Consider the following 18,742-nt stretch of genomic DNA (forward strand, 5'->3'; position numbering starts at 1 on the left):
GGCGCCGCGCCGGCGCCCGGACTTCACATTCGCCCCATCCAGGCTTCATCGCCAGGCGCGACAGTGGCTGCGCCCTTCGATCAGGACGCCCGCCATGCCCCTACACGACACCTCCTACGATTGCGACGTGCTGGTGGTCGGCGCCAGCTTCGCCGGCGCCGCCTGCGCGCTCGCGGCGGCGCGCGCGGGTCTGCGCGTGACCGTGCTGGAGCGCAAGACCGATCCTGGCGAGCGCCTGCATACCACCGGCATCGTGGTCAAGGAAGCCGCGGAACAAACCTGGCTGAGCCGCGCGCCCAGCGACTGCCTGCATCGCGTCGAGCGCGTGCGCCTGTACTCGCCGCGCCTGCAAAGCCTGGCTCTGAACGCGCCCGGCTACTACTTCCTCACCACCGACACGCCGCGGCTGATGCGCTGGCTGGCCGACGAACTGCGCCGCAACGGCGTCGATCTGCGCCTGGGCGCTTCGTTCACCCAGGCCCAGCGCGACGGCGACGGTTGGCGCATCGAGGGCATGTCGCAGGGGTTGCTGCCGATCCGATGCCGCGCGCGCTGCCTGGTCGGCGCCGACGGCGCCAAGTCGCGCGTGGCCGAGCGCACCGGTTTGGGCCGGGTCAACGAATTCCTGTACGGCATCGAGTACGAGTTCGCCGGGGCGCAACTGCCCGAGCCCGATGCCCTGCACTGTTTCGTCAGCAAGCGCTACGCGCCGGGCTACATCGGCTGGATCGCGCAGAATCCGACCGGCGTGCAGGCCGGCCTGGCCCTGCGCCACGATCCCGAGCGCGCGCGCGTGCCCGATATCGACGGATTCCTGGCCCGCGTGGGCGCCTTGGTCGGCCTGCCCACCGCCGCGCCCGACGCAACCCGGGCCGGGCTGATTCCCTGCAGCGGCCCGGTGTTCCCGCTGGCGCGCGACGGCGCGCTGCTGACCGGCGACGCCGCCGGCATCGTCTCGCCGGTGACCGCCGGCGGCATCCACTCGGCCTGGGCGCACGGCTGGACCCTGGGCCAGGCTTTGGCCGCGCACGTGCGCAGCGGCGGCCCCGCGCCGGAGCAGGTCGCGATCGACAGCGCGCCGCGCTTCCGCACCAAGCGCGCCCTGCGCTGGGCCTTCGACCGCTTCCAGTTCGACTGGCCCTTCGATCTGCTGCTGCACTCCGCGCCGCTGCGCTGGGCCGCCGAGCAGGTCTACTTCCATAAGCGCGGCGACAGCCCGGCGCGGGCGCTGCGGCGGGCGGAGTGATTAATCCTTATCGCGAGCTCCGTTTCGCATGACGGTGCGGTCATCGCCGCAGCCTACGAGCTCGCCTTCCCCCTTCGAAAAAAACGAAGGGGTACGTTCGTAGGGTGCGGTGAGCGTATGCGAACCGCACCATCGCACCCTACGGCGCCGGCGACGATGCGGTTATCGCTGCACCCTGCGGGGCGCTACTTCACAGCGCTCAATGCATCGAACCAGGCAAGCGCCGGCGCATAGGTCAGCGCGGCGCTGTTCCAATGATCCACCGCGCCCAAAGCGTGCAGCGACACGTTGCCGCCATGCGCTTTCGCGTACGCATAGAAGGTTTTCGCCGATTGCGGCAATACATCGCTGTCGTCGTCGCCGTAGTAGATCCGGAACGGCGCGGCCGGCGCCCAGTGGTCGGTGCGATTTTCGTCCAGCGCGCGCGTGAGCCAGTTGTCCTGATCGGCCTGCAGCGCATGCAGGAATTCGGGCCGGAACAAGCGGCGGGCGTCCTCGGGCAGCACCGGCGCGAGCTGCTGCGGGGTCTTGCTGCCGTCGAACAGCGCGGGCACGGCGGCTGCGTACTCGGCCGTCAGCGTTTCGTCCAGGGCATGCCCGTAGTGGCCCGAATAAGCGTTGGCGATGAAAGCGAAATAGCCCGCGTTGTTGGGCGCCGCGGCGTGCGCGGGCGTCAGCTTGTTCACCACCAGCGCGCGCAGGTCGTAGGGACCGGCAATGCCGATCGAAGCGCGCAAGCGATAGCCGGCCAGCGGCTCGCGCTCCAGAGCGCGATGCACGGCGGCCGCACTCTGCCCGCCTTGCGAGAACCCCATCAGGTACAGCGATGGCGCAGCGTCGCGGCCCAGACCTATCGAGGCCGAGCGCACCGCCCGCAGCAGATCGAGGGTGGCGTCGACCTGGGCCGCGGCGATCAGATAGGCCTGCGGTTCGGTGGATACGCCCAAGCCGATGTAGTCCGGCAAGACCACCTCGTAGCCGTTGCCGGCGAACACCGCGGTTTCTTCGTTGCCGTCCACGCGCTGCGGCTGCGAAGGCGACGCGGCGCGTGTGATCTGAGTGCCGTGCAGATAGACCACCGTGCCCTTCGCGGCCGCCGCGCCAGCGGGCACGGCGTACAGGCCGGAGGCCGCGACCAGCCGGCCGCGGTATGGCGTCCAATAGACGACGCGATAAAGCGAGGCGCCACCGGCGACCGCGATCTTGCCCGGGAATTCGGACGCGATCTGCTGCAGACGGGCTCGCTCTAACGGCCCCAACGCCTCCAATTGGATCAGCTCGCCGCGGGCATGCGCACGCGCCAGGCCGCCGGCCTGGCGCACGTCCGGGGGGCGTACGGCGCCGCAGCCGGTCAGCGCGATCGCGGCGGCGGCAAGAAGGCCCAGGAAGATTTTGCTGAGCGGCATGGCGCGACTCCCGCTCCCGACGAACGCCGCGGGATGGCGGGCTACGTTTGGGCATAGCCCACCGGCGCGCACAGTGCCATCGGTCACGCGGGGTCGGGCGCGTCCGCTTCGGGGCAGGAGCGGCGTGAGCCGCGACCGTGATCTATCCGATCCGGGCCCAAATCCGGGCGGCCTCAGCAGCGGCAGCAGCTAAACCGGCGCGGGTGCGTGAGGTTGCGGGTCGCGGCTTGCGCCGCTCCCACAGGGAGTCGTGCGGGCCGCTTTGGGGTAGGAACGGCGTAAGCCGCGACCGTGATCCGTCCAATCTCGGCGTAAATCGTGGCCGACGCTGTTACGGCGGCAGTGGAACCTGCGCGGGTGCTCGGAGTTGCGAGTCGCGGCTTGCGCCGCTCCTACAGGGGACCGGCGCGGCTGCTCTGGGGCGGATGTAGGCGGCTACCCTGCCCTCACTTCAGGGCGAAGGCATCCCCATCCAGCATCGCCGGGAAGCGGGCGCGGTGCGCGGCCAGTTCGTCGGCCAGCAGGGTCGTGGTCGACACCACCTCCTCGTCGGTGCACTCGCTGAGCGGGTGGCCGAGGAAATCGATCACTGCGCTGTCGCCGGAGTAATGCAGACCGTTGCCGTCGTCGCCGACGCGGTTGAGGCCGGCGACGTAGCACAGGTTCTCGATCGCGCGCGCGCGCAGCAGGGTCTTCCAGGGATAAGCGCGTGCCGAGGGCCAGTTGGCCACGTACAGCAGCAGGTCGTAGTCCAGCGCGCCGGGGCGTTCGACGTCGTAGCGGTTGCGCGAGAACACCGGGAAACGCAGGTCGTAGCAAACCTGCGGGCAGATCCGCCAGCCCTTCCACTCCACCGTCAGGCGATCACGGCCGGCGGCGTAGCGCTCGTGCTCGTTGGCGTAGCGGAACAGGTGGCGCTTGTCGTAGGTCTGCAGCTCACCGTCGGGCGTGGCGAACAGCAGGCGGTTGAACACGCCCTCGTCGGTGCGCAGTTGGACGCTGCCGGTGACGGCCGCGCCCAGCTTGGCCGCTTGCTCGCGGACCCAGGCCACGGTCGGGCCGTCCATGGTCTCGGCGTTGCCGATGGCTTCGTTGCTGAAACCGCTGGTGAAGGTTTCCGGCAGCAGCACCAGATCGGTGTTGCCTCGCAACCCGGAGATCAGGTGGCCGTAGTAGTCGCGATTGCCGGCCGGGTCGTGCCAACGGGTGGCGCCTTGGACCAGGGAGATGCGCAGGTTCTGCATGGGATGAGGTTCGGTCGCATGGGGCCGCGGGGGCGGCCGATGAGGCACATCGTATCGCCGCGGCTGCGATCGTGCAGCCGCCGCGCCGGTGCGCGGCGACGGCGGCTCAGCCGGGGCTCAGACCCGGATGGTCAGGGTCGGCACTTCCACCTTGGGCAGCAGGCGCGAGGTGAAGTACTTGTCCTGGTAGTACTTGATCTTGTCGCACTTCACCGGGTGCGGGATGCCTTCGTACAGGAACACTTCGGTGTCGAAGCCCATCGCCTTGAGCTCCTGCGGCAGCATCAGCGCGCGGCGCTCCTCGGATTCGCTGCGCGAGAACTCGCGGCCGCGGGTCACGTTTTGCTTGCGCACCGTGGTGTAGCCCAGCATGTCGGAGTAGTCGTTGGCGTCCTGCTGCTCGCGCGGCGCGTAGATGATCTGCAGCGCGTGGTTGGTGATGATGGTGCGCGAGATGTCCTTGCCGTAGGTCGCGTCCAGCTGCGACATGCTCTGGATGATCGGCAGCAGGCGGATGTTGTAGCCGGCCATGTACGACACCGCCGAGGCGATGATGTCGACCTTGCCGATCGAGGTGAATTCGTCCATCAGCAGCAGGCACTGGTGCTTGAGCGCCTTGTTGTTCTGCGGCAGTTCGCGGGTATTGAGGTTGATGATCTGGCTGAAGAACAGGTTCACGATCAGGCGGCTTTCGGCCAGCTTGTTGGGCTGGATGCCGACGTAGATGGTCATCCGCTTCTTGCGCAGATCGGTGAGCAGAAAGTCATCGGCGCTGGTGGCCGCATCCAGCACCGGATTGATCCAGGGGTTCAAGGGTTCCTTGAACGTGCCCAGGATCGAGGCGAAGGTCTCGTCGGCCTGCGACAGCATGTTGGCGAACGCCGAGCGTGCGTTGTCGCTCAGGAACGGACGCTGCGACAGTCCCTGCAGGTAGGGCTTGAGCTCGCTCTTGCCATCGCCCGAAGACAGCCGATAGATCGCGCCGATGGTGGGCGCGCTGGCGAACGGGAAACCGATCTTGTTCTCTTCCTCGAAGGCCTCGAACAGGTACAGCGAGAACGCCATGAAGGCGTTGCGGGCCTGGCTGACCCAGAATTTCTGGTCGTCGGAGCCGTCCGGGTACAGCATCGCCGCGATGCTCATCAGGTCCGAGACCCGGAACGCCGGGTCGTTGGACACGTAGGTCAGCGGATTCCAGCGGTGGGTGCGGCGGTCTTCGGCGAAGGGATTGAACAGGAAGATCTCCTGCCCCTGCTGGGCGCGCCAGCCGCTGGTCAGGTCGAAGTTCTCCTGCTTGATGTCCAGCACCACCATCGATTCCTGGTACTCGAGCAGGTTCGGGATGACGATGCCCACGCCCTTGCCCGAGCGCGTCGGCGCGGCCAGGATCACGAACTGCTGACCGCCCAGGCGCACCAGCTTGCCGTTGTACTTGCCGACCACGATGCCGTTGGGCGAGGCCTTGAACATGCCCTTGGCCTGCAGGTCCATGCCGTTGGCGAAGCGCGCGTCGCCGTGCATGGAGCGCGCCTTGGGCTTGAGGATCAGCACCGCCATGGCCAGGTAAGCCACCACCGGCAGGCCGAAGCCGATGTAGCCCGAGGCCTTGATCTTGCCCGCATACGGCTTGTATTGCGGCAGGTCGAGCACCCTCACGTAGTCCGTGTAGGTGTTCCACTTGAGCAGACCGGTGTCCAGTTTCAGCAGCAGCAGCGTCAAGTAGCCCGACAGGTACAGGCCGGCGACCAGGGCGACGAGGCCCAGGCCGAGGGCGAAGATCAGCTTCCCTTTCACGTGTTATTCCCTAATGAAGTTCCCCAAGACCCGCCCCGCCATCATCGCCGCTTCCGGCCGGGCCGGGTCAACGTGGATCGCGTGCGGGTCGCTTCTACCGGATCGCGTTCGCGTGCGCGTGCTGGTTCGGGGCTGCTGGGGCTGCCCCGGTCCTGCTCTATCCTATCGTCTATCCAGTTCCTGGCGTCGCTGAGCGAGAGCTCCTGACGCAGTTTGACGCCGGAAGACGACATCACCGCGTAAGCGTAGATGTCGTCGTTCTCGAACTCCTGGTCGCGGGTCAAGGCGACGATGTGATAGTGGCCGCGCGTCAGTACGTGATGTTGGTATTCGCTCACAATCTAGCCTCCAATGCCTGTGCGACCCCGCGGACCGGCCGCGTCTGCACCGCCCTCACAGGGAACGCGGCCCCAGCCCCAGCAGCGGTGCTTCGCGCTGCGGCTCGGCCTGCTTCTCCTGCTGCTGACGGCGGTCGCGCTGTTCCTGCTCGCGCGACAGCTGCGCCAACTGCTCGCCGCTGCGCTCGATCGGTTGCGCGGCGGCCTGTGCGGTTTCGACGTAAGTGACCCGGCGCCCCGGCGAGTTGAGGTCGCCCTCGACCGCGAATGCGCGCTCGCCGTCCTTGCTCAGGACGACGTGGTTGACGCGCATTTCGTTGCGCCGGGCCTCGACCGCGAGTGCGGCCGCGAGGTTGTCGTTCTGTTCGGGGGAACGCGAGGTCACGGTGTCCTGGCGATCCAGGCACACCCGCACCTGCTTGAACAGGTCGTGGTTGGGATGGCTGGGACTGCTCAACAGCGCGCGTTGTTCGGCCTGTCGCAGGTCGTCCAAGGTCTTCACCGACGCGTCGCTGTCGACCTTGCGTTCCTGTCCCTGGGGGAGTCCGTTCATGGCGCCTCCGCTGCTGCAGCCTGGCCCGTATGCTCGCGCAATCGCGAGGGTGCTTCAAGGCTAGGCGGATGCGGAACCGCAGAACGGTCCCGCATCCGACTGGCCGCCACAACCGCGTCCCGGGGGGGCTGCACGGCTGAGGTCCGGTCGCGGGCGCGCCAAACGCGCGCCCGCAGGTAGGTGCATGGCCGCGCGCCGCCGACGGCGGCGCACGACCGCTGCGATCACGCGCGCGCCTGCTGGCGCTCCTGCTGGGGCTGCGGCAACGCCTGGACCGGCGGCTGCGGCACGTCCTGCTGCAGGCGCTGGCTGGTCTGCTCCACGCTCTGCCCCACCGCCTGGCCGCGATCGGCGAAGGCGCGGTGGTGGGCCGGGTCGTTGAGGCCGCCCTGGACCGCGAACAGGCCGGTGCCGGTGGTGTTGGGCACCACGTGGTCGATGCGGTTCAGGCCGCTGACCCGCGCTTCGTAGGTCAGGGTGGCGGCGGCGCGCTCCATGTCCTCGCGGCTGTTGAAGCCGCCGTTCGGGCCCAGGCGCTCCAGCCCGGCGACCGCCTGGCGGTACACCGCGTTGTCGCGATTGCCCGGATCCGACAGCGCGCTGCTGCGGGCCGGGTCGGCGGTGACCGGCTGAGCCGGCTGATCGCGGCCGCGCTCGTTCGCCGGCAGCTGGCTTTGCGCGTTGCGCAGCGCGTTCAAGGTATCGCGGCCGGCGATGCCGTCGTCGGTCAGGCCCTGATCGCGCTGGAACGCTTTCAGCGCTTCCTGGCTGCGGCGGCCGAAATGGCCGTCGGGGTTGAGTTCGTTGCCCTGGGCGTCGCGATAGCCCAGACGCTTGAGCGCTTCCTGCATGTCCTCGACGGCCTGGCCGCGCTCGTTGAGCTTGAGCACGCCGTCGGCCATGGGATCGCGACCGCCACGGCCCTGCGCGGGCAGCACCACTTCGCCGCGCGCCAGGCCCTGCATCACTTCCGGGGTCAGCATGCGCTCCCACTCGGCCACCGCCGCGCGGCGCTCCGGCAGGTGCTTGTAGCCGCCGTTGATGTCGTGGGTGGCTTCGCGCACATCGAACTGATGGCCGTGCGGCACCACTCGGCTCTGCCAGTAATGCACGGCGATGCTGGCCGCATTGCTGCGGTCCGCGCCCAGATCGGGATTGCCGGTCAGGTCCAGGCCGAGTTCGCGCCCGGCGCGTTCGTAGTTGTCGCGGCCGGTCAGCTGCACATAGCCGCGGCCGTGGAAACGCCAGCCGTCGCCCGGCTCGGTGTTGCCCAGGTTGTCGCGGCCCCAGCGGCCGCCGTAGATGGTCTCGGCGATCTGCTCGCGGCCGCCGCGCACGACCTCGCGCGCTTCGGCCAGGGTGTTCATGCCGTTACGGTCGGGGAACACCTCATGCAGGCGCTCGGCGCTGTAGCCCAGGTTCTCGTGCATGCTGGCGAAGGATCGGGATTCGACCTGCATCTGGCCCATGAAGGCGGCCAGTTCGCGCGGGTCGTGGATGCCCGCCTCGTAGGCGCGTTGCAGCAGGTAGTCGCGGTTGCTAGGTGTAGACATAGGATTTCCTCTTTGATGCGATCGCTATTCGTGGTGGTGGCTGCGGCCGTGCGGATCAGGGCTTGGCCGGAAGTCCGCCACGATCGATCGCAGCGTCGCGGTCCCAACCGCGGGTGAACTTGAACAAGGTGTCGTCGATATCGTCGACGACGCTGCCGGGCTCGCACGCGGCCACGCTGTCGGCCTTGGCCGCATCGCCGTTGGCGATCAGCAGGCCACGCTCTTCCAGGCCGTTCTCGCCGGAGATCGCGTAGAAGATGCGCTTGCGGCCGCCGTCCTCGAACGAATAGGCGTAACCGCCGGTGTTGCCGGCGAAACCCAGCTGGGTGCGCTTGAAGCGCTTGGCGTGCACGCCCTTGTCGGCCGGAAAGACGTAGTCGGCCTGGCCCGCCGCGCCCTGGGCGAAGTAGACGTAGCCGGCCTGATCGCTCACGCCCTTGGACGCGCACAGCGAGGCCAATTGACCGCCGGCCAGCTTGCACGACAGCACGATGTCTTCGCCGGCCGCGCACAGCGAGCGCGCGTCGCCGGTGGCGGGCGCGGCGCCGGGCGCAGTGGCGGGCGCGACTTCGGCGGGCACCGCAGGCACGGCGGCGGCCATCGGCGCCGGCGGCGCAGCTTCGGTTTCGCTGGCGCTCGCGCCGGCATCGGCCGGCGCGGTCGCCGCGTTGCAGCCCGCCAACACGGTCAGCAGCGCGACGCACAACAGATTTGCAGATTTCATGAGGATTCCTGAAGCGAATTCGAGAGCGACGAAATCGACCGACTCGATCCGGTGCGCCCTGCTACGGGACGCACCGGATCGGGCCGACGGCCGCGTCGCCCCCTAGCGGACGCGGCCGTACCTGCGCCGCGCCTACGCGCGGCGGCGGGTCGACTCAACCCATCGCGCGCGTCGGCGGCGGCTGGGTCTGGTTCGGATTGGCCTGAGCTTCGAGCTTCTGGCGCTGCTGCGTGTCCTGCTGCAGTTGGAACGTCGACTGTTCCAGGGGCTGCTCGCCGGCCTGCTGCTTGTTCACGTGCGCACGGTGATGGCCAGGATCGTTGAGGTTGCCCTGCACCGCGAACAGGCCGGTGCCGTTGGTGCTCAACGCGACGTGATCGATGCGCTCGAGGCCGCCGACCTTGGCTTCGAAGGTCAGCGTGGCCGCCGCGCGTTCGAGCTCGGCGTGGTTCTTGAAGCCGGCCTGCGGGCCCAGCTTCTCCAGTCCGCCCACCGCCTGCTTGAACATGGCGTGGTCCGGGTGCGCGGGATTGGACAGCAGCGGGGTCTGCTCGGCCTTCTTGAGCGCGTCCAGGGTCTTGGGACCGGCGACGCCGTCGTCCTTGAGACCGTGGGCGCGCTGGAACGCCTGCACCGCTTCCTTGGTGCTGGCGCCGAAGTGGCCGTCGGGATTTAGCGCGCGATCCTTGCCGTCGGTATAGCCCAGCGCGTGCAGGGATTTCTGCAGGGTTTCGATCGCCGGCCCCTTCTCGCCCGCCTTCAGCACGCCGTCGGCGGCCGCGTTCGGCGCGGTGCGCGCGGGCGTGGCCGGCGCAGGGGGTTCCACCGCGCGGCCGATGCGGCCGGCGGCGAGCTGTTCCATCAGCTCCGGGGTCAGGGTCTGCAGCCAGCGCTCGTTGCGCGACTCGCGATCGGCCAGGCCGTTGGTGCCGCCGTTGACCGCGCGGGTGGCCTTGGTCACGTCTTCGCGCGCGTTCTGCGACACGTTGTGCTGCCAGTACCAGGTCGCGATGCGGGCCGCGTTCTCGGGCTTGGCGGCCAGATCCGGGTGGTGGACCAGATCCAGGCCCAGCGCTTCGCCGGCGGAGCGGTAGTTGTCCTTGCCGGTCAGCTGCATGTAGCCGCGACCGCGGTATTTGTAGCCGTCGCCGGGCTCGTCGTTGCCCATGCGGCCGCCGTACATCAGGTCGGCCAATGCTTCCGGACGCCCGCGCAGGGCCTCCAGGCGCGCCGATTCCAGCGCCTGCGCGCCTTCGCGCATCGCCGATTTCACCGGGATCTGCGAGATGCCCTTGGTGTAGCGGAAGCCCTCTTCGAGCTTGGTCAGGCCGTGCGATTCGTGGCCGACCTGGGCCATGAAATTCGCCAGCTCGCGACGCGAGGAGATCCCCGATGCCGTCGCGGCCTGCAACAGTTGCGTTTCCCTATCCGTCGTCATGTGTAGCTCCTGGTTGACTTAGCCATATCGCCTAAACCCAAGCCCTGCGCGAACCGTCCTGGTCCGTGCCGGCTCCGATGCTGCGTACTCAGGTCCCTTCCACGGACGGCAGCTTGTCCCGGTCGAATTCCTCGAGCCGGATCGCGCCGAAATCCTTGCGCTGCAGATCCAAACGCTTGTCTTCGCCGGTGTCGGTGTCGACCACGCTGCGTACCGCCTTCTCCAACAACCAATCCTGCTGCTCGGCCGAATAGGCGAAGCCGAACTCGTCCGACCAGCGCTCGCGCGAACCGCCCTCGATCAGCACCGTGAACCCACCCGCGTAGGCGCGCACATAGCCGAACGGGTCGCCGGCGATGCCACCGCACTTCGCGCATGGCACCAGCCGCTCGCTGCGCTTGACCGCCTGCAGCTTGCCGGCGGCGTCGCGGATCAGCACCACCACGGTGCGCGGCGCGCCCTCGCCCAACTTGGCGCCGGGCTGGGCTGGCGGATCGATCACCAGCACCGCGTCCTCGCGGCCGTCGCCGTCCAGATCGGCGCGTTGCACCGCCAACTGCTTGCTGCCTGCGGGAATGAATCGGCTCAGGTCGTCTTGCTGCGGCGTCACGGACAGATTGTTCACGGGCACTTCCTGTTGCGGGTTTGGCTGCGTCTGCGCGGCCGGCGCGGACGCAGCTGCCTGCGGTTCCGCGTCGCCGGGCGCCGCCGCCTGGCATGCCGCCAGCGACGTCATCAGCACTAACAAGGTCAACGACTTGCGCATGTTCTCGCTCGGCACTCCATTCGGCTTTGCCGGTTGCGGCGGTAACCCGACCCGCGACCGGCTGAGCGCCGACCGACGCCCCGCGTCGATCGGCGTTCGCATCCTCAGGCCATGACCCGCGCTTCGCGCTGCTGCTGCGCGACCGCGGGCGCCTGTTCCAGCTTCTGGCGCTGCTGTGCGTCCTGCTGCATCTGGAACGTCGACTGCTCCAGCGGTTGCGCGCCGGCCTGAGCCTTGTCCACATGCGCACGGTGATGGCCCGGATCGGTCAGCCCGCCCTGCACCGCGAACAAGCCGGTGCCGTTGGTGCTCAGCGCGACGTGGTCGATGCGGTTGAGGCCGCCGACCTTGGCTTCGAAGGTCAGCGTGGCCGCGGCGCGCTCGAGCTCGGCATGGCTCTTGAAGCCGGCCTGCGGGCCCAGCTTCTCCAGCCCGCCCACCGCCTGCTTGAACATGGCGTGGTCCGGATGCGCGGGATTGGACAGCAACGGCGTCTGCTCGGCCTTCTTCAACGCGCCCAGGGTCTTGGGACCGGCGATGCCGTCGTCGGTCAGACCGTGCGCGCGCTGGAACGCCTGCAGCGCTTGCTTGGTGCTGGCGCCGAAGTCGGCGTCGGGCTTCAGCGCATGGCCCTTGCCGTCGTGGTAGCCCAGCTTGTTCAGCGATTCCTGCAACGCGCGGATCTCGGCGCCCTGCTCGCCCGAACGCAGCACGCCGTCGGCCGACGCGCGCGGCGGCGCGTGCTTGACCGGCTCGGCGGCGGGACGCTCGTGCGAGGTCACCGGCGCCGCGACCGGCGTCGGCGTGGCCTGGCCCTTGGTCGGATAACGATCGGCGGTGATCACGCCGGTGTCGATATCGCGGATGTACTGCTTGAGCTTGTCGAGATGGTTGGCGTTGAAGTCGATATGGGTGTGGGTCGGATAGGCGTCGAGCTTGCCGCCGCCCATGCCGGACTGGATGCCCATCGGCTGACCGTACTTGATGTGGTCGCCGTCCTTGAGGCCGGAGCCGCGCAGATCCATGTGGCGGACCTGGGCGATCATCTCGCCGTCGGGCAGCTTGTCGTAGATCTTCACCAGACCGCTGTTCTTCTCGATCTTGATGTAACCCTCGGCCGGAGCCGGCGTGCGCAGGCCTTCCTTGCTGCCCTTGTCGTCGAGCAGGATGAAGTCCTTGGACACGAACACGTGCCCTTCCTTGGAATGCGCGACCTTGCCGTTCGAGGACAGCACTTCCTGATTATGGCCGTCCACCACCTGGTAGTGGCGCCCCGGCTCCTTGCCCTTCTTGCTGGGATGATGGATTTCCAGGTCTTCGTACGAATGCACAGCTTCACGACCCTTCGGGCCGCTCTCAACGATCGTGTACTTACCGCCCACGAGACACCTCCGTATTTTCTCGGAACAAAGAAGAAAACCCGCGCTGGATCAGCGCAGGTCCTGCGTCAGGTACCAGCACTTGTCGCGCAACTCGAAGACGTAGGCGCCACGGTCGCCGACCGTTCGCACCAGGTTGTCTTCGGCATCGAATTCGGCCTTCACGTACTCGACCTGAGCGGTCTTGTCCTTGGGCTTGATATCGATATCGAGTCGCGGATAGTCGCCCGGCTCCTTGATGGCCGGGTCCAGGTACACCCACCGGTAATCGACGGCGCCGATCCTGAAGTCGCGATAGCCGGCCTTGGCGACGCTGCGGGCGTCTTGCTTGGGCGCGGCGTAACGGCCGATCCGCACGTCCGCCCAGGTATAGGCGTTGCGTACGGAAGCGGAGTCGACGTAAGCCTCGAAGAACTCGCGGAACCCATCGGGCGTACAGGCCGATTCGGGCAACGAAGGATCGGGCAGGACCGTAGCAGCCGGTGCGGCGCTGTCGGTGACGGGCGGGGTTTGAGCAGGCGGAGCGACCGTGTCGGAGGCGCCAGGCGCAGCGGCGGTGGCTGCGGTGACGGGGTCGTCCTTGGGTGCGGCCGGCGCATGTGACGCCGAATCGCAGGCGCTGAGCATGCATAGCAACAGCGCAAAGGGAACGAGTTGTAGCTTCATGCAAACCTCTACGCCACGTCGAAAACTCCGACGCGGCGTCTCCTGGTGCCTTCGGCCGCGCGGCCTGAGGGCACGTTGTCCGTCGGCGGATGCCGGCGGTGTAACTCCTCGGAGCATCGATTGCAGGATCGCCGCGACATCCTAGTCACGACTGTGCGATCGCGCCCCTTGATCTAGCGCTGCGGGCGGTGTGGACCGAAGTCCGCCAACGCGCCGCCTACGACTACTTTACCGCATCCGGCGGCGAATCCGTCGCCACCGGTTTGAGCCTATGCTCGCCTCAATACCGCCAAATCGCAAGCGCTACTCAGTACTGCACCGGGTAGCTGCAGCCCGAATAGTAGATCTGGCAGTCGCCGGTGTTCTGACCGCAGACCTGCAGCGCCTCGCCGGCCGCCGCGTCCACCGAAGCGCCGCTGCGCATGGCCGCGAAGCTGGCGCCCCAGGCGACCACGCCACAGCCGTTGCCCCAGGAAAGCAGATTTTTCTTACAACTGCTGTCGTCGCCGCCGTTGGCGCGGCATTGCGCGATCGCGGCCTTCTCCGCCTTGCGGGTGTTGGCCATGTTCGACGCCGTGCCGAGCTTGCCACGGGTGTAGTCGATCGACATCGCGCCGAAACGCGACTGCCATTGCGGGCCGCGCGGTTGCGACGGCTGGCCCGCGCTGGGCGCGCCCAAACCGTAACCGGGCTGCGGTACGCAGATCGGTCCCGGCGCCTGGCCGATGGGGGCCAGGCCGGCGGGACAACCCTGCTCCGCGCGCGCCCAGCCGGAACTCGCGAGTCCAAGCAGGAGCACACAACACCAAGCTTTCATCCTTAACCACCTCCCTATGAATTAGCGCGTGCCTGGGGTGACGTTCGGAGTAGGTTTAATGGTGTCGGTATGAGTGGGAGATGAACCTGGCCGCCCGGTCGCCGCGCCCTGTTGCAGCGATGGGTTCGGCGCGCCACCGCCCTGCCCACCTTGGGCGCCCGGCACGTAACCCGGCTGACCGCCGCCGCCACCGCCGCCGTAGGTCGGCGTGGTCGGACGATAGCCCGCGCTGCCGGCGTAGCCCGGGGGCATGCCGGCGCCTGGCGCGGCCGAACCGGCGCCGCCCATGCTGTTGTAGGCGCTGGGCGTACCGAGCAGGCCCTGGAAGAACATCGCGGCCATCGGCGGTGCGCTGACGATCAGGATGGTGAGGATCAGGCCCATGCCGCCTTGCTGCATGGCCTGGCTGGTCATACCGTCGCTGAAGTCGCTGCCCATCAACCTGCCCGCCAAGGCGGTTGTCCAGAAGGCTGCCGATACGCGCGTAACCATCTCCAGGGCTATCGACACCATCGCGCTTAGGACCGCCATCGAGAATAGCGTTCCTATGCCGTAGTAAAGCCATTTAGTGAATAGCTGTTTTGTCTGGTCGAACAGCAAACACAATATGAATATCGGCCCGAAGCCGACGAACATCGCCATCGCGATCTCGTAGAGCAGCAGCATGGTGCCGCTGACGATCGCGGGCCCGCCCGTACCCATGCCGACGAACCACATGGCGCGGTTCTTGTCGTCGTCCAGGGTCGGGTCCCGGACCACGTCGATCATGTCGATACTGGTCAAGGCCACCTGCATCCAGGCCAGGCTCTTGTCGATCTGGTCCTCGATCTTGGTGTCCTTGCCGGTGACGATCCAATGGATTTCCTTGTTCAGGTCCTCCGTGAAGAACGTATGCATGTTGGTGCCGAACGCGGCCATCGAGGTGGCCACGCCGATGATGAAGGCGGCGCGCAACGAATTGCTCACCAAGGCCATCATCGGTTCGCGCGAGATGCCGGTCACGATGCGATAGCCCTGCACCAGGATCCACAGCGTCATCGCGGTGAGGGCGATAGCGCCCACCCACGTCATGGCGTTGGTCATCATGCCGACGCCGAATTTTTGGATCTCCTCGCGCAGATAGGCCAGGATCAGGCGGAAGAAGACGAAATCCCCCACCGACTGTACCTGCGGATTGAGCCAATCCAGCCAGTTGCCGATGCTGCCCTTCAGCCAATCACCCACGATTTCGATTCCCCTGCTCATCTGCGCGCCTATCTGCCTGTCGGGTCATTGCCGCTGGCCTGCCCCTGTTCACCCACCGCACCGAACCCATCGGCGCAGACTCACTACCGGCCGACGAAGCAGCGGGCCGCTAAGGGCCCGGCCGCTCCAGCCGTTCCCCTAACTCAGTTGCCGACCTTCAGCGCCGTCGCCAGCGCGCCGGTCTTGACCAGCGAACCCAGGATGGTCTGCTGACCCTTCATCGCCTTGTAGGCCAGAGTGCGCTGGTTCTCTTCCATGGTGGCGATGTAGACGTCGTAGGTCTGCATCTGGCCCTGCCAGATCTGGAACTTCAGCGCCAGGTCGTTGGAGATTTCGTTGGACGAGCTGTCCACCGCCGCCACGTTGCCCTGGGTGTTGCTGGAGTTGCGACGGGTGTTGACCGTCTTCAGCATGTTCTGCATCTGCGGCGCGACGTTCATGACGAACTCGACCGTGTAGTTGTACTTCTCGTTGCGAGCGCGACGGATGTTGACGCAGATTTCCTTCTGCTTGGCCACCCAGTCGCCGGCCGGATCCAGGCCGATCATGCTCAGCAGGCCGCTGACGCTGAGGCCGCCGCCGCCGCGGTTGCAGGATTCCTCGACCAGGTAGGTGTTGGCGTTGACCTTGGTCCAGGTGGTGCCGTTGGGCATGGAGACGGAGCTGAGCAGGCTCTGCATGTTGATCAGCTGCTGCTTCATGTGGTTGAGCTGATCGAGCCAGCTCTTGGCGTCGTTCGCGTAAGCCGCGGTATCGGCGAAGCGCTGCGAGTAGGTGTTGATCTGATTCAGGATGCTCTGGATCAGGTTCGGACCGACCTCGACCACCGGCCCCATGGCGCTGCCGTTGCCGGCGGCCAGCGAGCAGGTCAGGAGGATGCTGGCGAGCGCCAGCTTCTTGGACTTGCGGCCGTTGGCCTGGTTATTGCGCTTGATGATCATGGTGAAGTTCCTCTTCGATGGCAGGTAGCGGTGCGTCGTTGTCGTTCGCGTGCTGCGTGAATCCGTGTGGGGGGATCAGGCCGTGGCCTGTTGCGGTCGGTCGGTACTAGTCGCCTTGCCTTTGCCCGAGCCCTTGCGATTGGCGTAGAACGAGGCCAGCCACTGCTCCGGACGCAGTTCGTCGACCGTGATTCCGGCGCGACCGGCTTCGGTCTGAAGCACGTTGTGCATGATTTCGATGTTGTCGGTGGAGGCAGAGATCACCGCCAGCGAGTCGTCCAGGCCGCGCAGGTTGAGCTGGCAGACCGTGGCCGCGTGGCCTTGCTTGACCAGGAAGCAGCGCGAACGCTCGTCCAGGCTCTTGACCACCTGGTATTCCGAGTCGGTCAGCTTGAGGCCTTCCATGTAGTCCTCGCGGCTGGCGTTCGGGTTCGGCAGCAGGATCAGGGTCGCGGTCTGCTCGATCAGCGAGGCCGAGATGTCGCTGGCCAGCGCGTCTTCCGGGCTCTGGGTGGCGAAGATGCCCAGGCCGTTCTGCTTACGGATGGTCTTCTGCTTGTTCTTGGCGAATTCCTTGAGGCCACCGGAGCCATCCAGGATCTTCCAGAACTCGTCCATCACGTAGATCAGCGGGCGGCCGTCGATCAGCTCCTCGAGGCGGTGCAGCAGGTAATTGATCACCGGCACGCGCACTTCGGGGTTGTCGATCACATCGGTGTAGTCGAAACCGATGATGTTGGCCTTTTCGAGATTGATGGTGTCGACCGGGTTGTCGAACACCCAGCCCAGCGAATTGCCCGCGGTCCACTTGCGCATGCGCGCGAACAGACCGTCGTCGCCCATGTTGGGCAAGCTCTTCTGCAGGTTGGTCATGCTGCGCAGGTGCTTGGGCGTGTCGAGCATGTTCTCGACCGCGCGGAAGATGTCCTCGTCCTCGCGCGCCGAGTACTGGGTCTTGCCGCACAGCACCTTGATCAGGTCGGCCAGGAACTGGGTGTTGGCCTCGTTGCGCTCGCACTGCAACGGGTTGAAGCCGGTCGGCTGGCCGTTTTCCAGCGCCAGGTAGTTGCCGCCGCAGGCGCGCACGAAGATCTCGGCGCCGCGGTCCTTGTCGAAGAAGAAGATCGTCGGCGTCGGCTTGAGCTTCTGCACCTGGCTCAACAGGAAGTTGATCAGCGCGGTCTTACCGGTACCGGACTTGCCGATCACCATGGTATTGGCGATCGCCTTCTCGCCCAGCGAATTCTCGGCCGGGTGAGTGGCGTGGAAATTGAAGTAGTACGGCTGGCCGTTGGTGGTCTGCAGCGTGGTGACGCACTCGCCCCAGGGGTTGTTCTCCTTCTTGCCGGTCGCGAAGTTGTGCAGCGGCGACAGGCCGAGGAAGTTCAGCGAGCTGACGTTGGCCAGACGCGTGCGGTACTGCCAGTTACCGGGGAACTGCGCGTAGAACGACGCGGTCACGGCCAAGTCTTCCTTGGCCGAGACGAAGCCGGCGTTGGACAGCTCGGCGCGCGCCATCGCGATGTTGTTGGCCAGCTTCTCCTGGCTTTCGGCGAACAGGCAGATGGTGAAGTGGTACTCGCCGAGCACGAAGTTGCCCGAGGCCAGCTGGTCCATCGCCATGTCGAGCTCGACGATCTGGCTGACCGCCTTGTCGCCGGACGAAATCATCATGCCCTTGGTGCGGTCGAGCACCTTGAGCGCGTCCTGGCGGCCCATCGGACTGAACGAGTGCGTGATCACGTACTCGAAGTCCAGATACTTCATGCCGTTGAGGATGCCGGGATAGGTGCCGTCGGTGTACTCCTTGACGTTGAGCATCGCACCGAAGTGGTTGACGCCGGTCGGAGTGTTGACGACGAAATCGCCGGTCTTGGCCGAGAACATCAGCCGGCTGACCGGCAGATAGCTCGGGATCGGCGCCGGCAGCACCGGCACCGGCTCGTCGATGCGGTTGAGCAGATAGCCGAAGAATTCCAGCGCCTCGGAGAACACGATGCCGTTCTTGGCCTCGTACATGCCCAGGCGGTAAGGGGCGTAGTCCTTCAGCACGGCCTCGACGTTGCTGGCCAGCTCGAGGATCTTGGCCACGGCCTGATCCTGCTGGTCCTGCAACTGGGCGGCGCTGGTGGACTTCTCGACGAAGCGCTTACCCGACACGATCGGCCGGTACATCATCGTCATGTACAGCTCGTTCTGCATCAGCTTGGCGCCCGACAGCGTGGTGAAGTACGCGTCGGACATATCCTGATTGAACTGCTGGTCGAACTTGGCGCCGCCCTGGACGCGGCGCTTGCGGCGCACGTCGTGGACCCAGAACGCGACGTTGGTGAAATCGGGCGCGCGCAGCGTCTGCAGCATGCGGTTGAACGTGTTGTGGCGGTGCTCGATCTCCCATTCCTCGCGACCGACGAAGGGCAGTCCGCCCAGGCTCCACACGAGCATGTAATCGCCGCCCGTGGTCTTGATGACGGTCGGGGACACATGCGTGGACAGCGGAATGAAATCGCTGATGGGCGTATCGGGAGTCAGCATGGCGTACTGGGTCTGCTCTGAAGTCGGACGGGCTATGGATCGATCACCTGCCGCCGGCGCGATGCCTTGCGGCTACGCGACCGTCGGGACCTGCAAA

At 66.7% G+C, this 18,742-nt stretch carries 16 protein-coding genes; 1 reads left to right on the top strand and 15 read right to left on the bottom strand.

Annotation, left to right across the window (positions count from 1 at the left end; all coding sequences use genetic code 11):
* Nucleotides 1-94: 94 nt before the first annotated feature.
* Nucleotides 95-1,246, top strand: a complete 1,152-nt coding sequence (locus ASD69_RS06380) for an NAD(P)/FAD-dependent oxidoreductase (protein WP_056175198.1) — start codon at nucleotides 95-97, stop codon at nucleotides 1,244-1,246.
* Between the two features lie 185 nt (nucleotides 1,247-1,431).
* Here the strand turns inward: ASD69_RS06380 and ASD69_RS06385 are convergent, their stop codons facing one another.
* The 15 genes from ASD69_RS06385 to ASD69_RS06455 all read right to left on the bottom strand — a co-directional run bounded on the left by ASD69_RS06385 (nucleotide 1,432) and on the right by ASD69_RS06455 (nucleotide 18,645).
* Nucleotides 1,432-2,652, bottom strand: a complete 1,221-nt coding sequence (locus ASD69_RS06385; protein WP_056175201.1) for a lipase family protein — start codon at nucleotides 2,650-2,652, stop codon at nucleotides 1,432-1,434.
* Between the two features lie 446 nt (nucleotides 2,653-3,098).
* Entirely contained in the window at nucleotides 3,099-3,896 is a 798-nt protein-coding gene (locus ASD69_RS06390; RefSeq protein ID WP_056175204.1) for an amidohydrolase, read from the bottom strand.
* Nucleotides 3,897-4,013: 117 nt separating this feature from the next.
* Nucleotides 4,014-5,678 carry a type IV secretory system conjugative DNA transfer family protein gene (locus tag ASD69_RS06395; RefSeq protein ID WP_157499105.1) on the bottom strand — a complete coding sequence of 555 codons (1,665 nt, stop codon included), beginning with the start codon at nucleotides 5,676-5,678 and terminating at the stop codon, nucleotides 4,014-4,016.
* A gap of 53 nt (nucleotides 5,679-5,731) precedes the next feature.
* Nucleotides 5,732-6,028: a hypothetical protein gene (locus tag ASD69_RS06400; RefSeq protein WP_056175208.1), complete on the bottom strand. Its 297-nt coding sequence runs from the start codon at nucleotides 6,026-6,028 to the stop codon at nucleotides 5,732-5,734.
* Between the two features lie 55 nt (nucleotides 6,029-6,083).
* Complete coding sequence (locus tag ASD69_RS06405; RefSeq protein ID WP_056175211.1) at nucleotides 6,084-6,581, bottom strand: XVIPCD domain-containing protein; 498 nt, start codon at nucleotides 6,579-6,581, stop codon at nucleotides 6,084-6,086.
* 224 nt (nucleotides 6,582-6,805) lie between these two features.
* Nucleotides 6,806-8,134, bottom strand: a complete 1,329-nt coding sequence (locus ASD69_RS06410; protein WP_056175214.1) for an XVIPCD domain-containing protein — start codon at nucleotides 8,132-8,134, stop codon at nucleotides 6,806-6,808.
* 55 nt (nucleotides 8,135-8,189) lie between these two features.
* A complete protein-coding gene (locus tag ASD69_RS06415; RefSeq protein WP_157499059.1) occupies nucleotides 8,190-8,858 on the bottom strand; it encodes a hypothetical protein in 669 nt (222 codons plus the stop codon).
* A 154-nt stretch (nucleotides 8,859-9,012) separates the two neighbouring features.
* Nucleotides 9,013-10,296: an XVIPCD domain-containing protein gene (locus tag ASD69_RS06420; RefSeq protein ID WP_082576298.1), complete on the bottom strand. Its 1,284-nt coding sequence runs from the start codon at nucleotides 10,294-10,296 to the stop codon at nucleotides 9,013-9,015.
* An 88-nt stretch (nucleotides 10,297-10,384) separates the two neighbouring features.
* Nucleotides 10,385-10,921, bottom strand: a complete 537-nt coding sequence (locus ASD69_RS06425) for a hypothetical protein (RefSeq protein ID WP_235567152.1) — start codon at nucleotides 10,919-10,921, stop codon at nucleotides 10,385-10,387.
* Nucleotides 10,922-11,166: 245 nt separating this feature from the next.
* A complete protein-coding gene (locus ASD69_RS06430; RefSeq protein ID WP_056175223.1) occupies nucleotides 11,167-12,393 on the bottom strand; it encodes a peptidoglycan-binding protein in 1,227 nt (408 codons plus the stop codon).
* A gap of 99 nt (nucleotides 12,394-12,492) precedes the next feature.
* Nucleotides 12,493-13,107, bottom strand: coding sequence for a hypothetical protein (locus ASD69_RS06435; protein ID WP_157489296.1), 615 nt, complete (start codon nucleotides 13,105-13,107; stop codon nucleotides 12,493-12,495).
* A gap of 307 nt (nucleotides 13,108-13,414) precedes the next feature.
* Complete coding sequence (locus ASD69_RS06440; protein WP_162250617.1) at nucleotides 13,415-13,906, bottom strand: DUF4189 domain-containing protein; 492 nt, start codon at nucleotides 13,904-13,906, stop codon at nucleotides 13,415-13,417.
* Nucleotides 13,907-13,945: 39 nt separating this feature from the next.
* A complete protein-coding gene (locus ASD69_RS06445; RefSeq protein WP_082576300.1) occupies nucleotides 13,946-15,169 on the bottom strand; it encodes a type IV secretion system protein in 1,224 nt (407 codons plus the stop codon).
* A 143-nt stretch (nucleotides 15,170-15,312) separates the two neighbouring features.
* Nucleotides 15,313-16,110, bottom strand: coding sequence for a hypothetical protein (locus tag ASD69_RS06450; RefSeq protein WP_056175236.1), 798 nt, complete (start codon nucleotides 16,108-16,110; stop codon nucleotides 15,313-15,315).
* Nucleotides 16,111-16,185: 75 nt separating this feature from the next.
* Nucleotides 16,186-18,645, bottom strand: a complete 2,460-nt coding sequence (locus ASD69_RS06455; RefSeq protein ID WP_056175239.1) for a VirB4 family type IV secretion/conjugal transfer ATPase — start codon at nucleotides 18,643-18,645, stop codon at nucleotides 16,186-16,188.
* Nucleotides 18,646-18,742: the final 97 nt, after the last annotated feature.

It is taken from the genome of Lysobacter sp. Root604 (assembly GCF_001427505.1).
Lineage (GTDB): Bacteria > Pseudomonadota > Gammaproteobacteria > Xanthomonadales > Xanthomonadaceae > Lysobacter.

Excerpts from the sequence above, each read along its gene's own strand:
- ASD69_RS06420 (WP_082576298.1), bottom strand. The coding sequence starts at position 10,296 with ATGACGACGGATAGGGAAACGCAACTGTTGCAGGCCGCGACGGCATCG.
- ASD69_RS06455 (WP_056175239.1), bottom strand. The coding sequence starts at position 18,645 with ATGCTGACTCCCGATACGCCCATCAGCGATTTCATTCCGCTGTCCACG.
- ASD69_RS06445 (WP_082576300.1), bottom strand. The coding sequence starts at position 15,169 with ATGAGCAGGGGAATCGAAATCGTGGGTGATTGGCTGAAGGGCAGCATC.
- ASD69_RS06415 (WP_157499059.1), bottom strand. The coding sequence starts at position 8,858 with ATGAAATCTGCAAATCTGTTGTGCGTCGCGCTGCTGACCGTGTTGGCG.
- ASD69_RS06450 (WP_056175236.1), bottom strand. The coding sequence starts at position 16,110 with ATGATCATCAAGCGCAATAACCAGGCCAACGGCCGCAAGTCCAAGAAG.
- ASD69_RS06435 (WP_157489296.1), bottom strand. The coding sequence starts at position 13,107 with ATGAAGCTACAACTCGTTCCCTTTGCGCTGTTGCTATGCATGCTCAGC.
- ASD69_RS06380 (WP_056175198.1), top strand. The coding sequence starts at position 95 with ATGCCCCTACACGACACCTCCTACGATTGCGACGTGCTGGTGGTCGGC.
- ASD69_RS06410 (WP_056175214.1), bottom strand. The coding sequence starts at position 8,134 with ATGTCTACACCTAGCAACCGCGACTACCTGCTGCAACGCGCCTACGAG.
- ASD69_RS06405 (WP_056175211.1), bottom strand. The coding sequence starts at position 6,581 with ATGAACGGACTCCCCCAGGGACAGGAACGCAAGGTCGACAGCGACGCG.
- ASD69_RS06385 (WP_056175201.1), bottom strand. The coding sequence starts at position 2,652 with ATGCCGCTCAGCAAAATCTTCCTGGGCCTTCTTGCCGCCGCCGCGATC.
- ASD69_RS06390 (WP_056175204.1), bottom strand. The coding sequence starts at position 3,896 with ATGCAGAACCTGCGCATCTCCCTGGTCCAAGGCGCCACCCGTTGGCAC.